At 69.7% G+C, this 14,352-nt stretch carries 11 protein-coding genes and 1 pseudogene; 7 read left to right on the forward strand and 5 right to left on the reverse strand.

Annotation, left to right across the window (positions count from 1 at the left end; translation table 11 throughout):
• The first annotated feature begins 26 nt into the window (after positions 1-26).
• Complete coding sequence (locus AB0L00_RS33715) at positions 27-1,028, forward strand: sugar ABC transporter substrate-binding protein (RefSeq protein WP_364441224.1); 1,002 nt, start codon at positions 27-29, stop codon at positions 1,026-1,028.
• A complete protein-coding gene (locus AB0L00_RS33720) occupies positions 1,018-2,085 on the forward strand; it encodes an ABC transporter permease (RefSeq protein ID WP_364441225.1) in 1,068 nt (355 codons plus the stop codon). Before AB0L00_RS33715 ends, AB0L00_RS33720 begins: the two co-directional genes overlap by 11 nt.
• Before the next feature lie 21 nt (positions 2,086-2,106).
• Here AB0L00_RS33720 and AB0L00_RS33725 read toward each other — a convergent pair whose 3' ends face one another.
• The gene (locus tag AB0L00_RS33725; protein WP_364441226.1) at positions 2,107-3,300 is read right to left on the reverse strand and encodes an ROK family transcriptional regulator; all 1,194 of its coding nucleotides are present in this window, start codon (positions 3,298-3,300) and stop codon (positions 2,107-2,109) included.
• Positions 3,301-3,629: 329 nt separating this feature from the next.
• Here AB0L00_RS33725 and AB0L00_RS33730 point away from each other — a divergent pair, with 329 nt between their 5' ends.
• From AB0L00_RS33730 to AB0L00_RS33750, 5 genes are all read left to right on the forward strand, one after another.
• Complete coding sequence (locus tag AB0L00_RS33730; RefSeq protein ID WP_364441227.1) at positions 3,630-4,637, forward strand: sugar ABC transporter permease; 1,008 nt, start codon at positions 3,630-3,632, stop codon at positions 4,635-4,637.
• A gap of 10 nt (positions 4,638-4,647) precedes the next feature.
• Positions 4,648-5,556: a carbohydrate ABC transporter permease gene (locus AB0L00_RS33735; protein WP_345360895.1), complete on the forward strand. Its 909-nt coding sequence runs from the start codon at positions 4,648-4,650 to the stop codon at positions 5,554-5,556.
• On the forward strand, positions 5,553-7,997 hold the full coding sequence (locus tag AB0L00_RS33740) for a glycoside hydrolase N-terminal domain-containing protein (RefSeq protein ID WP_364441229.1): 2,445 nt from the start codon (positions 5,553-5,555) through the stop codon (positions 7,995-7,997). Before AB0L00_RS33735 ends, AB0L00_RS33740 begins: the two co-directional genes overlap by 4 nt.
• A gap of 73 nt (positions 7,998-8,070) precedes the next feature.
• Entirely contained in the window at positions 8,071-9,429 is a 1,359-nt protein-coding gene (locus tag AB0L00_RS33745) for a sugar ABC transporter substrate-binding protein (RefSeq protein WP_364441231.1), read from the forward strand.
• Between the two features lie 121 nt (positions 9,430-9,550).
• Positions 9,551-11,740 (forward strand): alpha-galactosidase, encoded by a 2,190-nt coding sequence (locus AB0L00_RS33750; protein ID WP_364441240.1) that lies wholly within the window; start codon positions 9,551-9,553, stop codon positions 11,738-11,740.
• Between the two features lie 132 nt (positions 11,741-11,872).
• Here AB0L00_RS33750 and AB0L00_RS33755 read toward each other — a convergent pair whose 3' ends face one another.
• From AB0L00_RS33755 to AB0L00_RS33770, 4 genes and pseudogenes are all read right to left on the reverse strand, one after another.
• On the reverse strand, positions 11,873-12,745 hold the full coding sequence (locus AB0L00_RS33755) for an amidohydrolase family protein (RefSeq protein ID WP_364441232.1): 873 nt from the start codon (positions 12,743-12,745) through the stop codon (positions 11,873-11,875).
• Between the two features lie 13 nt (positions 12,746-12,758).
• The gene (locus tag AB0L00_RS33760) at positions 12,759-13,763 is read right to left on the reverse strand and encodes an aldo/keto reductase (protein WP_364441233.1); all 1,005 of its coding nucleotides are present in this window, start codon (positions 13,761-13,763) and stop codon (positions 12,759-12,761) included.
• The gene (locus AB0L00_RS33765; RefSeq protein ID WP_345360910.1) at positions 13,760-14,137 is read right to left on the reverse strand and encodes a nuclear transport factor 2 family protein; all 378 of its coding nucleotides are present in this window, start codon (positions 14,135-14,137) and stop codon (positions 13,760-13,762) included. Before AB0L00_RS33765 ends, AB0L00_RS33760 begins: the two co-directional genes overlap by 4 nt.
• 16 nt (positions 14,138-14,153) lie before the next feature.
• Positions 14,154-14,352, reverse strand: a pseudogene (locus tag AB0L00_RS33770) (hypothetical protein); the annotation flags it as partial.

Consider the following 14,352-nt stretch of genomic DNA (forward strand, 5'->3'; position numbering starts at 1 on the left):
GGCGCGAATCGATCAAAGGGAGCAACATGCAACGTTTCAGAGTCATTCGGTATGCGGCCGTGATCACGGCGTCCTCGCTCGTGCTCGCCGGATGCGGTTCGACGTCCGGCTCAGGAGGGTCGAAGAAATCCGGTAAGAAGGTCACAATCGGGGTGAGCTTCGACCTGCTCAACGCGATCCGGCAGGCGGAGAAGTCGGCGATCGAGAAGGCGGCCAAGGCGGCCGGGTACGACGTCGTCTTCGACGTCGCGGACAAGGACGCGCAGAAGCAGACCTCTCAGATCCAGGACCTGATCCAGACCCGCAAGGTCGACGCGGTGATCGCGATCGCTCAGGACGGGCAGCAGATCGCCTCCTCGATCGCCCTGGCGAAGGCCCGTAAGGTCCCGTTCATCGCGGTCGACCGGGCGGTCACGGACAAGGCGAACACCACGTTCCAGATCACCGGCGACCCGGCGGCCGACGGCAGGCTGTCCGCGCAGGAATTCATCGATGCGGCCAAGACCACACCGCTGAAGGTTCTGGAGTTGGTGGGTGCGCTGACCGACCAGAACGCGATCGGCCGCCGGGACGGGTTCAACACCGCGGTCAGCGGCAACCCGAAGGTCACCGTCGTCAGCCAGGTCCCCACCAACTGGGACCCGTCCCAGGCCCTGGACGGAACCTCCAACGCGCTGCAGAAGAACCCCGCCATCAACGCGATCTTCGTTCCGTCGGACTTCCTCCTGCCATCCGTACAGTCCGCGCTCACGTCGGCCGGGCGACTGGCCCCGATCGGGGATCCCAAGCACGTGTTCATCGTGACCATCGACGGCGACCAGAACGGCTGCAAGGCCATGAAGAACAAGACCCTCGACGCCGATATCGCCACCCCCGTCGACGAGTTCGGCGAACAGGCCGTCGCGGCGATCACCACGGCCCTGGACGGGAAGGCCGTCACACCCCGGACCGTCCAGAGCAAGGGTCTGTCCCTCAACCAGGCCGACTACGCCACGACCAGCGCGCGGGTGTGGGGCTGTGGCGCCTGAGTCCACTCCCGGGGAGAGCCCCGCCCAGGCGCCCTCCCCCGCGCGCCCCGCCCTGGTCGCCGACACCGTCCCGCAGCCGGCGCGCACGCCATGGCTGCGCGATCCGGCCCGCCGTCCCGGCTGGCCGGCCGACCTCTCGATGCTGCCCGCGCTGGTCCTGCTGATCGCCGTCCTGAGCCTTTTCACCGATGGCCTGCTGACGCCCTCGAATATCACCAACGTCTTCAGCCAGTCGGCGGTGGTCGCGATCGCGGCGATCGGCGCGACATTCGTGATCCTGACCGGCGGCATCGACCTGTCCACCGGAAGCGTGATCGGTGCCAGTGGTGTCGCCGGCGCGTGGATCATCACCAGCACCCACAGCGTCGCCGTGGGCATCGCCGCGGGACTGCTCACCGGAACCGCGATCGGGCTGGCGGTGGGAGTCGTCGTCGCGAGACTGCCCGTGGTGCCGTTCGCCGTGACCCTCGCCGCCCTGTACGTCGTGAGCGGCGGCACCACGCTGCTCAGCCATGGCAAGACGATCGCCCCGGTGCCCGCCGGTTTCATCGACTTCAGCATCGATGGTCCCGGCGGCGTTCCGTACGCCGTGTGGCTGGCCGTCGGGCTGTACGTCCTCGCGCAACTCGCCCTGACGCGCACCGCGTGGGGCCGCCGCGTCGTGTACGTCGGAGCGAACGCCGAGGTCGCCCGGATCAGCGGCGTCGACGTCGCCCGGACAAAGACGAGCGTCTATGCCGTGGCCGGCCTGTCCTCGGCGATGGCGGGAATGGTGCTGACCTCCGGGCTCGCCGGGGCGGGCGCGAGCATGGGCAGCCCGTTGCTGCTCAACATCGTCGGTGCCGTCGTCCTGGGCGGCACCAGTCTGTTCGGCGGACGCGGCAGCCTGTTGCGCACCGGCATCGGTGTCCTCTTCCTCGGATTCCTCTCCAACGGAATGAGCCTGCTCGGCCTGCCTTCGTACGACCAGCAGATCGTCACCGGCGTCCTCATCTTCGCGGCCGCCTCCGCGGACGGGCTACTGCGCCGGCTGAGGCCGAGCCTCACCCTCGCGTGAGGGATGTGCGGAGGGTGGAGATCAGTTCCGTGACTTGGCCGGGAGGCTCTTCGGGCCTCTCGACCGCCGCTCCGGCGTCACCAGTTCCCGTGCCGCGACGGCGGCGCCGCCGCGCGCCCACTCCTCGAACGGCAGCGGGCGCACGATCAACTCGCACTCCGCGGCCGCGCCGAACGCCTGGGCGGCGAACGTCTGCCGGATCTGCTCGGCGAACAGGTCGTAGGAACCGACGCCCTCGCCCGAGATGATGATGCGCTCAGGGCCGACCAGGTTGGCGACCGAGGCGATGGCCAGTCCCAGGACGTGGCCGGCGCGGGCGAACACCTCGTTCGCGGCCGGATCTCCGTCGTGCGCGAGCCGGACGGCCTGCCCTATCGAGAGACGGTGGTCGCCGGTGGCCTGCCGCACCTGTTCGACGATGGCCTGCGTGGAGGCTATCGCCTCGACGCAGCCGACGTTGCCGCACGTGCAGACCCGGTCACCGCCGCCGATGGGCAGGTGGCCGATCTCGCCGGAGACGCCATGCGCGCCGGCGACGAGATGCCCGTCGATGGACAGCCCGCAGCCGATGCCGGCCCCGATCGTGACGAGGGCGAAGGAACGCACCTCGGCGCCTGCCCCGAACCATTGCTCGGCGACCGTGAGCGCGCGAACGTCGTTCTCGATCACGGTCGGGAGCCCGGTGGCCTCCTCCACGAGTTGCGCCAGCGGAACTCCCTGCCAGTTCAGGAACGGGGAGTGGTGCACCGCACCGGTCTGCCGGTCGACGTCTCCGGAGATCGTCACCCCGAGGCCGTGAACCTCGGGCTCATGCGTCCCGGATGCCGACACCAGTTTCTCGACCATCGCTCCGATGGCGCGTATGACGCTGCCCACGTCGCGTGAATCCAGCTCCGCGCGCCGGGCGGCGAGGGACGTGGCGGTGAGGTCGGTGCGTACCCCGATCAGCTCGTCCGCGGTCACCTTGACCCCGAGGAAGCCGGCGCGTTCGGCGCGGACCGCGATCAGGGTCGCCGGACGGCCCGTCATACGATCCCCGGCCGGGCGTCCCAGCTCGGCGATCCAGCCGTCGTCGAGCAACGGCGTCGCGGCCTTGGTGACCGCCCCGGAGGACAGGCCCGTTCGGCGACCGATCTCGGCCCGTGTCAGGGGACCGTGGGCGAGCAGGGTCCGGAAGACCAGCGTGGCGGCCGGTGCCTGGTTCGGAAGCTCCACCCGTCGATCATAGCCTTCCAATGGAAGCTAACGAGAGGTTCTCCCTCGTAATCTCATCGCCTCCATGGCTTAATCTGCTGGAAATAATATATTGACACTGGAAGCAAACGGCTCCTAATCTGCTCCTACCCAGCACCCCGAGCCGGGGGCATCCCCGATGGCCGTGGCGTGAGCGCCCCAGGCCCACGTCGCCGCCGGCCTCAAGCAACCAATCTCGGTCCTAAGCCCCAGCTCGCGCATGCCCGAAAGCCGGGTGCGCCCGCTCTCCGGCTGCGCGGGGCCGCCGGTTCCCTTCATCCATCGACATGTTCACGCGAAAGGAGAGCGCGATGGCGGCGATTCCAGAGCAGGACGCGCCCGCGCCGGCGAAGCTGCTCGCCAAAGGCACCGGCACTACCGGTACCCTCGGCGTTCCGCGACGCCGGTCAGGCGGGCGCGGGACCGGCCGGCGGGCGGCACCGGCCGCCGGCCGCCGCCGGGACGCCCTGGTGGCCTGGCTGTTCATCCTCCCCGCCCTGGTCGGCTTCCTGCTCTTCGTCGCCTATCCGACGCTGCGCGGGGTCTACCTCAGCTTCACCGACTTCCACGTGCTCACGCCGCCGAAGTGGGTCGGCCTGGCCAACTTCCGGGAGCTGATCTCCGACGGGGTCTTCTGGCACTCGCTCGGCGTGACCGTCTATTTCGCGGTGCTGTCGGTGGTCTTCGGGATCCTCGTCTCGCTGGTCACCGCGGTGATCCTTCACCGGCTCACCAGATCGACGGTGATCAGGGGCCTGATCCTGCTGCCGTTCCTCATCTCCGGTGTCGTGGCGGCACTCGTGTGGGCGTGGATGCTCGACCCGCAGCTCGGCATCGTCAACATCGTCATCCACCGACTGACCGGCCACCGGATCCTGTTCCTCGGCACGGGCGGCTGGGCGATCCCCTCGATCGCGATGATCAGCGTCTGGAAGTCGATGGGGTACAACGCGGTGCTCATCTTCTCCGGCCTGCAGACCATTCCCGAGCAGGTGTACGAGGCCGGCCGGCTGGACGGGGCCAGCGAGACGCAGATGTTCCGGCGCCTCACGGTACCGCTGCTGCGCCCGATCCTCGTCATGGTCGTGGTCCTGCAGATGATCGGTTCCTTCCAGGTCTTCGACCTGGTCCAGGTGACGACCCAGGGCGGCCCGGCCAACGCCTCCAACGTGCTGCAGATGTACATCTACCGGAAGGCCTTCGGGGAGTTCGACTTCGGGTACGCGGCGACGATGTCGCTGGCCCTGTTCGTGATGCTCATGGCGATCACATTCCTGCAGCTGCGCATCGCCCGCGCCAACGAGTCGGATCTGGGCTGAGGAGGCCGCCATGCCCGTGACAACAGCCCTTACGGCGCGACGCACACAGTGGTCCTTCGGCCGCCTCATGGCGTGGGTCTACATCGCCGCCGTCATCGTCGTCACGATATTCCCGTTCTACTGGATCCTGCGGACGGCGCTGTCGAACAACCACGCGCTGCCGACCGACCCGTCGTCGCCGCTGCCGGTGGGGTTCACGCTCGGCGCGTTCAAACGTGCGCTCGGGATCGCAAGCCCCGCCGAGGCGGTCGCGCAAGGCGGCTCCGGCGCCTCCCTCGACACGGCGCTCTACCTGCGCAACTCGGTGATCTACGCCTCGGTCCTGACCGTCTGCGTCGTCTTCTGCTCGGCGCTCGCGGCGTACGCGTTCGCGCGGTTGCGCTGGAAGGGACGCAATGTCGTCTTCACCGTGCTGCTGTCCGCGCTGATGGTCCCGGGCATCTTCCTGCTGCTGCCGAACTTCGTGCTGGTCAAGAATCTCGGGCTGACCAACACGTTCGCCGGAATGGTCCTGCCCGGCGCGCTCTTCTCCGCGTTCAACATCTTCTTCCTGCGGCAGTTCATGCTGGGCATCAGCCGTGAGGTCGAGGAGGCGGCGTTCATCGACGGCGCCGGTCCGGTCCGCGTCTTCTTCAGGATCATCCTGCCGATGACCGCCGCGCCGATCGCGACCCTGTCGCTCCTGACCTTCATCACCGCCTGGAACGACTACCTCTGGCCGCTGCTCGTCACCAATGACGACAGCGTGCGGCCGCTGACCCTCGCGCTCGCCGTCTTCAGACAGTCCTCGCCGCAGACCGCACCGGACTGGGCGGGACTGATGGCGGCCACCCTGATCGCCGCGCTGCCGATGCTCCTGCTGTTCATGGTCTTCGGCCGGCGCCTTGTCAACTCCATCGGCTTCACGGGAATCAAATGAGCAACGAACCACGGGATGACCGTCACTCCGGCGACCTGCGCCTGTCCTGGCCGCGGCCGGCCGCCGACTTCTTCGAGGCGGCGCCGGTCGGCAACGGACGGCTCGGCGCCATGGTGTTCGGCGGCCTTCACCGCGCCAGGTTCCAGGTCAACGACTCGACGGTCTGGTCGGGGACACCGGCCGGCCCCGACGCGGGGCTGGCCGACGTCCTCGCCGCCGGCGCCGGTCCGGAGCGGCTGGAGGAGGTCCGCGAGGCCGTCCGCGCGGAGGACTACCGGCGGGCCGAGGCCCTGCTGATGTCCTTCGAGGGCCGCTACACCCAGGAATACCTGCCGTACGTCGACCTGTGGATGTCGCTGGCCGCGGACGGTGACGCCGAGTACCTGGGCCGGACGCTGAACCTGGACGACGGCGTCGTCGGCGAGACGATGCGCTTCGGTGCCCGTACGGTCCGGCGGTCCACCTGGGTGAGCCGGCCGGCCCAGGCGATCTGCGTGGCCGTCGCCGTCGAGGGCGGCGTGGTCGACATGAGTCTGGAGCTGGCGTCCCAGCTCCGGGTGGTGCGCCGGACGGTGGACGCGTCCGGCTTCGACCTGGAGGTCGAGCTCCCCGTCGACGGCGCGCCGCTCCACGAGCCGACCGTCGCCGAGCCGCTGCGCTACGCCGACACGCCGCCCGACGGCTACGACCCGTTCGGCGCGGCCGCCGTCCGGATCGACACGGACGGCACGGTGACCGTCGAGGGAGACGTCTGGTCAGTGCGCGGCATGTCGCGTGCCCTGATCACCCTCGCCAGTTCGACGAGCCCGGCCGATGTCTGGGCGGGAGATCCGGCGGTCACGCGGGAGCGGCACCACCAACGTGCCGCGCACGCCGCAGAGTCGGCCCGCGCGGCGGGCGCCGACGCGTTGCTCGGCGCGCACCGTGCGGACCTGCGCGGGCTGCTGGGCACGACGAGCCTCACAGTCGGCGCGCGCCGCGCCGGGACGTTCGACGTACGGTCCGACGTGCTCTCCGGTGACGACGAGGGGCTCGTCGCGACGGTGATCTTCCAGCTGGGCCGGTACCTGCTCGCGTCGGCGTCCCGGCCGGGCGGCGGGCCACCGGCCAACCTGCAGGGCATGTGGAACGCCGAGCTGCGACCCCCCTGGTCGTCGAACTACACCATCAACATCAACACGGAGATGAACTACTGGGGCGCCGAGACCGCCGGTCTGAGCGAGTGCCACGAGCCGCTGTTCGCCCTCATCGAGCGGCTCCGCGCGAACGGGAGCCGCGTCGCCCGCGAGCTGTACGACTGCCGCGGCTGGGTGGCGCACCACAACACCGACATGTGGGGCTGGGCGCTGCCCGTGGGCATGGGGCACAGCGATCCGTCCTGGGCGATTTGGATGATGGGCGGCGTCTGGCTGGCCCAGCACCTGTGGGACCGCTTCGACTTCACCCGCGACACCGTCTTCCTCCGTGAACGGGCCTGGCCCACGCTGCGCGCCTGCGCGGAGTTCTGTCTCGACTGGCTGGTCGAGGCGGCGGACGGAGGAATGGACACCGTGCCCTCCACGTCGCCGGAGAACCACTTCATCTCCCGGCACGGCACCCCGGAGGCGCTGTCGGTCTCGACGACGATGGACATGGCGCTCATCCGCGCGTTGTTCACGCGGTGCCTGGAGGCCGCCCGGATCGCGGGCCTGGACGACGATCCGGTGTGCGCGGAGATCAGGGCCGCGCTGCCGCGGCTGCGCCCGCCGCGGCTCACGGCGGACGGACGGCTGCGGGAATGGGGTGCGGACCACCCCGACGAGGATCCGGCCCACCGGCATGTGTCGCACCTGGTCGGCGTCCATCCGCTCGGGCAGATCGACCCGGAGACGACGCCCGATCTCGCGGCCGCGGCGACTCGCGTGCTGGACATCCGCGGGCCCGGCGCGATGGGCTGGTCCTGGTCGTGGAAGATCGCGCTGCGCGCCCGGCTCGGCGACGCCGCGACGGCCCGGAGCCTGTTCCTGGAGGCGACCCGCCCGTTCCCCGGTGACCCGGCGGTGCTCGCGCCGGCCGACGGCTCGGAGTGGGGCGGCCTGCTGCCCAATCTCCTCAGCACCCATCCGCCGTACCAGATCGACGGCAACTACGGCCTCATGGCGGCGCTCCTGGAAATGGTCGTGCAGAGCCACAGCGGCGCCATCCGGCTGCTTCCGGCCGTGCCCGGCGAGTGGCCCGACGGATCGGTGCGGGGAGTGCGGTGCCGCGGCGGATGGGCGGTCGACCTCACCTGGCGGGGCGGCGCGCTGGTCTCCTGCACCGTCCGCAACACGGTGCCCGGCGGCGCGCGCACCGTACGGATCCGCCACGGCCAGGCGGCGGCCGATCTCACGCTGGCGGGACACGAGGAGGTCCGGCTCGGGCCGGACCTGGAGGAGGCCGGAAGGACGGCGGACCGATGAACGCCGGCCTCGGGGATCCAAGGACGTCGGGGGACATGACCGCGCACGCGGGTCGTGCGGGAAGCGAGGAACGATGAGAATGCGGAGTCTGTGCGCGATCGCTGCGGCGGTGGCGCTGGCGACGGCCGGCTGTGGCAGCGGCAACGGCAGCGCGTCCGGGGCCAAGACCATCAACTGGTGGACGTGGGACGACAAGCAGGCCCAGGCGTATCAGACGTGCGCCACGGCGTTCGAGCAGGCCAATCCCGGCGTCACGGTGAAGATCTCCCAGTATGACGTCCAGGACTACTTCACGAAACTGACCTCTGGATTCGTCTCCGGGAACGCGCCCGACGCCTTCCAGGACAGCGTGCAGTACTTCCCGATGTACGCGAGCCAGGGACAACTGAAACCGCTCGACGACTTCATCGCCAAGGACCGTTTCGACCTGTCCCGGTTCTCGGTCGGCGTCAACTCGTGGAAGTACACGGACGGCAAACAGTACGGTCTCCCGCTGGACTGGGCAGCGACCGCCATCTACTACAACAAGGACATGCTGGCCAAGGCCGGCTACACCGCTAAAGACGTCGAATCGCTGACCTGGAACCCCGACAACGGCGGGACGTTCGACAAGATGGTCGCGCACCTGACGGTCGACACCAAGGGCAGGCGCGGCGACCAGCCCGGCTTCGACAAGTCGCACATCGCCACGTACGGGACGGGCCTGCTGAACACCGGCGACTACCTCGGGCAGACGACCTGGAGCTCCTTCGTCTCCACACTCGGCTGGAAGATGAGCGACAAGGACACCTGGCCCACGCGGTTCAACTATGACGACCCCCGGTTCGTCAAGAGCATGGGCTACTTCCGCAGCCTCGCGGACCGCGGCTTCGAGCCGAAGTTCGGCCAGTTCACCTCGGGGAACGGCCAGGCCATCATCAGCGACATCGACCTGCTCGGCTCCGGCAAGGTCGCGATGGAGACGTCCGGCTCGTGGAGCGTGGCGAGCTTCGCCAAACTGTCCAAGGTCAAGGTGGGCATCGCGCCGACCGTACTCGGCCCCGATGGCAAGACCCGGACGGTGCTGAGCAACTCCAACGGCAACACCATCTGGGCCGGCACCAAGAACCCCGACCTGACGTGGAAGTGGATCTCCTACATGGGTTCAGAGGCCTGCCAGACGGCGGCCGGCAAGAGCGGCACGTTCTTCCCGTCGATCTCCGCCTCGATGGACGCCTCGGCCCAGGCGCTGGCCTCCCAGGGCGTGGACCTGTCGGTCTTCACCCAGACCCTGAAGCGTGGTGAGCTGTACCCGGCCGTCGTGCATACGAACGGCGCCGCGATCGAGTCCACGATCAAGCCGCTACTCGAGGCGTACTTCTCCCACCAGCGCAATGACGACGTCTTCCCGGAGCTGGCGCAGAAGAGCCAGCAGATTCTGACGAAGAAGTAACGCGACGGCGTCCCGGCACGGTACGGCGTCTCCGCAGGGCTCCGTACCGTGCCGGGCGCTGCCCTGCGGCCGTCCGCCGCAGGAGTCCACATCCGGCTTCACCTCGGGGAGAGGCTTGACCATGCACGTCCCGAAGATCGTCCAGTTGCGCGCGGGCGGCACCAGCGTCGTCGTGGAGCTGGCCGAACCGGTTCCCAGGGTGCTCCACTGGGGCACGGACCTCGGCGAGCTGTCCGATGACGCGCGCGCCGCGCTGAAGCTGACGGCCGAGCCCGCGGTCCTGAACAACTCTCCCGACGTACCGCGGCACCTGTCCATCTGGCCGACGGAGGCCGAGGGATGGTCGGGCACGCCGGCGCACGAGGGACATCTCGACGGAACGGCGACCGCGCCGCGCCCGTGCCTCACCGACACGCGGCACCGGCCGCTGCCCGACGGCGGCGCCGAGCTCGTCATGACACTCGCCGACGAAGTCTCCGATGTCGACATCGTGGTCGGCTACCGGCTCGGCGCCTCAGGCGTTCTGGCCGTCGACGCGGCCGTGACCCGCCGTACCACGGCGCGGAGCGAGGGACGTTACCAGCTCGGAGGCGTGTCCACTCTCCTGCCGTTGCCCCGGCGGGCCGGCGAGATCCTCGACTTCACCGGCAAGTGGTGCCGGGAGCGGGCACCGCAGCGCCGGCCACTCGCCTTCGGCGGCCACGTCCGGGAGGTCCGGCGGGGGAAGCCGGGCCACGACTCCCCGTACCTGATGGTCGCCGGTGTGCCCGGCTTCGGCTTCCGGTACGGCGAGGTCTGGGGCGTGCACGTCGCGTGGAGCGGGAACCAGCGGTACCTGGTCGAGCAGCTGCCGGAGGGCGCGGGCGCGCACGCGGCCGTTCTGGGCGGCGGTGAGCTGCTCAAACCGGGCGAGATCGCGCTGGGCCCCGGGGAGACCTACCGGACGCCCATCTGCCATTTCGCCTGGTCCGACGCCGGCCTGGACGGGCTCGCCGACCGCTTCCACGACATGCTCCGGGCCCGGCCGGAACATCCGGCCGGACCCCGGCCCCTGACGCTCAACACCTGGGAGGCGGTCTACTTCGACCACGACCTGGACCGGCTGACCGCCCTGGCGGACCGTGCCGCCGAGATCAGGGTCGAGCGGCTCGTGCTCGACGACGGCTGGTTCCGGGGCCGGCGCGACGACACCGCCGGTCTCGGGGACTGGTTCGTGGACGAGAATGTCTGGCCGCAGGGGCTAACGCCGCTGGTCGACCACGTCCACGGGCTCGGCATGCAGTTCGGTCTCTGGTTCGAGCCCGAGATGATCAACCTTGAGTCCCGGCTGGCCCGCGAGCACCCCGACTGGATCCTCGGCTCGTCCGCCGGTCTCGGCCCGTCGGCCCGGCACCAGTACGTGCTGAACCTCGCCAATGAGCAGGCATGGTCCCACATTCTGGAACGCGTCGACGCGCTCGTCGGCCGGTACGCCATCGACTACTTGAAGTGGGACCACAACCGCGACCTGCACGAGGCGGTGTTCCGTGACGCCACCGGCGCCGACCGGCCCGCGGTGCACGCGCAGACCGTGGCGCTGTACCGCCTGCTCGACGCTCTCAAGGAGAGGCATCCGGCGTTGGAGATCGAGTCGTGTGCGGGCGGCGGCGGGCGGGTCGACCTGGGGATCCTCGCGCGGACCGACCGTGTCTGGGCCTCCGACTGCAACGACCCTGTCGAACGCCAGACGATCCAGCGCTGGACCGGCCAACTGCTGCCTCCGGAGCTCGTCGGCGCGCACGTCGGTGCCGCGGAGGCGCACACCACGCGGCGGGTGACCACGGACTCGTTCCGCCTGATCACCGCGCTGTTCGGGCACGCCGGCATCGAGGCGGACCTCACGCGGTGCTCCCCGGAGGAGCTGGAGCGGCTGGCGTCGTGGGCGGCGCTGTACCGGGAGTTCCGTCCGCTCCTGCACCACGGGCGGGTGGTCCGCGCGGACACCGGTGACGACGCGACCATCCTGCACGGCGTGGTCGCGCGCGACCGGACGAGCGCGCTGTACTGCTGGTCCCGCCTGGCCACGTCCCCCGAGGCCCAGTCGGGCCGGGTGCGGCTACCGGGGCTGGACGCGGCCGGCGACTACCGCGTACGGATACGTACCGATGTCGGCCGCCCCTCCGCACACCAGGCGGCGCCGCCCGCATGGGTCGCCCAGGCGATGGATGCGTGGACCGCCCTTCCCGGCGCGGTCCTCTCCCGGACCGGCGTCCCCATGCCCACGCTCAACCCCGAACAGGCCATGCTGATCGAGGTGCGCGCATCGGTGTAAGGGGGAGCCGTGGCGTCCCGGCCCGAGACGGTGGCCCGAGGAAGTCCTCCGGGCCACTCGTCCCGCTTGCGGGTGTTGGCCTTCGGCAGGAGATCGGATGAGGCCGGGCCCGTGGGGCCTGGCCTCTCCTGGTCAGCCCGTGGGGCGGTCCCCCAGACGGTAGAAGGCGTGAGCCGTGCCGCCGAAGAGCGCCGCGGTCTCGGCCGCGCTCAACGTGCCGATGGCCGCGGTCAACCCCTCGATGACGGACTCGTACGTGCCGGCGAGCAGGCAGACGGGCCAGTCGGATCCGAACATGAGGCGGTCCGCGCCGAACCACTCGTGAACACGAGCGACGAACGGCCGGAGATCGTCGGGGGTCCAGGCACTCCAGTCCGCCTCAGTGATCATGCCGGAGAGCTTCACCGTCACGTTGGGGCATCGCGCGAGAACCGGCATCCACTCGGCCCACGGCTCGTCGGCGCCCGCGGCGATCGCCGGTTTGGCGATGTGGTCGACGACGAAGTTCAGCTCCGGCAGCGCCCTGACCGTCTCGACCGTCGCCGGCAGTTCCCGCGCCCGTACGAGAAGGTCGTAGCCGAGACCACGCTCGGCCACGGTGCGCAGGCCCCGGCGCACGTCGTCGCGGCACAGCCAGTTCGGATCGGGCTCGTCATGTACCTGATGGCGGATGCCGACGAGGAACCGGCCGTCATCGCCGGTGAGGAGGGCGTCCAGGGCGTCTCCCACGGCCGGCGAGGTGAGGTCGACCCAGCCGACGACTCCGCGGACGAACGGTGTCGAAGCCGCGATGCGGAGGAACTCCCGGGTCTCGTTCTCGTCCGACACGGTCTGGACGAGGACGGTTCCGGTGATGTCGGCGGCGTCGACCATGGGCTGCATGTCGCGCGGCCCGAACGCCCTCCGTACAGGGTCCATCTCCGGTCCGGCCATCCACGGGTAGGTGTAACGGCGCGGATCCCAGAAGTGGTGGTGGGCGTCGATGCGCTCGGTGCGCTCGTCCATCGGGTGAGCCTTTCTACTCTGGGCACGGTGCGTCGGGTCGGAGCAGGTCCGCCGCGCGAAGGTCGGCCCACAGGGCCGCGGGGATGTCGACGGACAGTAGCCCGAGGTCCATGTCGAGCTCGCCGAGTGACCTGGGCCCGAGAAGCACGCTGCACACCTGCGGGTGGGCGAGAGGGAACTGGACGGCGGCGGCGGCCAGGGGGACGCCGTGACGATCGCAGATGCCGCGGATGCGGCGCGCGCGGTCGATGACCTCCGGGGACGCGGGGACGTAGTCGAAGGTCGTGCCCGGTTCCGGGTCGATGAGTACGCCGCTGTTGAACACTCCCCCGGCGACGACCGAGGTGGCGCGCCGGGCGCACATGGGAAGAAGCTCGTCCATCCCGCTCTGGTCGAGCAACGTGTACCGGCCGGCGAGGAGGATGACGTCGAGGTCGCACTCGCGGACGAGTTCCGTCAGGACCGGGGTGCGGTTCATGCCCGCGCCGATGGCCTGAACCCTGCCGTCGGCCCGGAGCTCGCTGAGCGCCTTGTACCCGGTGGTGCTCGCCTGGTCGAAGTGGTCGTCGGGGTCGTGCAGGTGGAGGATGTCGAACCGGTCCACCCCGACCCGCTGCATGCTCTCTTCCACGGACCGGCGGATGCCGTACTCGCTGAAGTCCCATACGGGGCCGGCGGACGGGACGTCCTTGTAGAAGGGTTCCCCGTCGAAATACTGGCTCTCGTCGCGGGGAGCGCCTTCGCGCAGGAGCCTGCCGACCTTCGTGGAGATCACGAGCTCGTCTCGCGGAATGTCGGCGATCGCCGCTCGGACGCGCTGTTCGGCGAGGCCGTGTCCGTACAGCGGGGCGGTGTCGAGGTAACGGATGCCGCGGTCCAGTGCTCGCGCGATGACCGCCGTGGCGTCCTCGTCGCTGATGGGACGCAGGAAGTTGCCGAGTGAGGCGGTTCCAAGGCCGATCCGTGGCACGCGCAGCCCGGTGTCGCCGATCTGTACGGTCGTGTGCAGGTCGATCACCGGCGGCCTCCTGGCGTCGGGAACTGGGTGGGGTCGAAGTAGGCGCGGACCGAGTCGAACCTGCCGTCGCGTACCCGCACGACATTGACGCCTCGGATCGGGATCCGCGCGCCGTCGTGGTCGATGAGGACCGCTTCCCATTCGAGGCACGCCTCGTCACCGGAGCCGATCTCGTGGGTGATGGTGACCTCCAGGCCGGGGAAGGTGTCGCCCATCGCGTCGTAGAAGGTGCGGATCTCCGCGTGGCCGTGGAGCGGACCGGATACGGGATGGAAGACGGCGTCCTCGTGGAAGTGGGACAGGATGCGGGCGATGTCCCGGCTTTCTTCGGCGCGCCAGTAGGACTCGGACACTTCTCGTGGGGTGGCGGGCATGGGGTCTCCTCCTTCGCTAATTGCGGGCTTGGCTCGGGTGGCGCCGTTCGAGACGCTGCCGTCTCAGGATGTTGCGCCAGGTGTGCCGGAACACCTCATCGACGCCGACGGCGAAGATGAGCACGCCGCCTTGGACGATGTACTGGTAGAACGTTGACACGCCCAGCAGGTTGAGGCCGTTGTTCAGGACGCCCACGATCAGGACACCGACGATC

Source organism: Actinoallomurus sp. NPDC052308 (assembly GCF_040679195.1).
Lineage (GTDB): Bacteria > Actinomycetota > Actinomycetes > Streptosporangiales > Streptosporangiaceae > Actinoallomurus > Actinoallomurus liliacearum.

Bases quoted from the DNA above. Each gene is read 5' to 3' on its own strand.
- AB0L00_RS33715 (WP_364441224.1), top strand. From the start codon at position 27: ATGCAACGTTTCAGAGTCATTCGGTATGCGGCCGTGATCACGGCGTCC.
- AB0L00_RS33730 (WP_364441227.1), top strand. From the start codon at position 3,630: ATGGCGGCGATTCCAGAGCAGGACGCGCCCGCGCCGGCGAAGCTGCTC.
- AB0L00_RS33735 (WP_345360895.1), top strand. From the start codon at position 4,648: ATGCCCGTGACAACAGCCCTTACGGCGCGACGCACACAGTGGTCCTTC.
- AB0L00_RS33740 (WP_364441229.1), top strand. From the start codon at position 5,553: ATGAGCAACGAACCACGGGATGACCGTCACTCCGGCGACCTGCGCCTG.
- AB0L00_RS33745 (WP_364441231.1), top strand. From the start codon at position 8,071: ATGAGAATGCGGAGTCTGTGCGCGATCGCTGCGGCGGTGGCGCTGGCG.
- AB0L00_RS33750 (WP_364441240.1), top strand. From the start codon at position 9,551: ATGCACGTCCCGAAGATCGTCCAGTTGCGCGCGGGCGGCACCAGCGTC.
- AB0L00_RS33755 (WP_364441232.1), bottom strand. From the start codon at position 12,745: ATGGACGAGCGCACCGAGCGCATCGACGCCCACCACCACTTCTGGGAT.
- AB0L00_RS33765 (WP_345360910.1), bottom strand. From the start codon at position 14,137: ATGCCCGCCACCCCACGAGAAGTGTCCGAGTCCTACTGGCGCGCCGAA.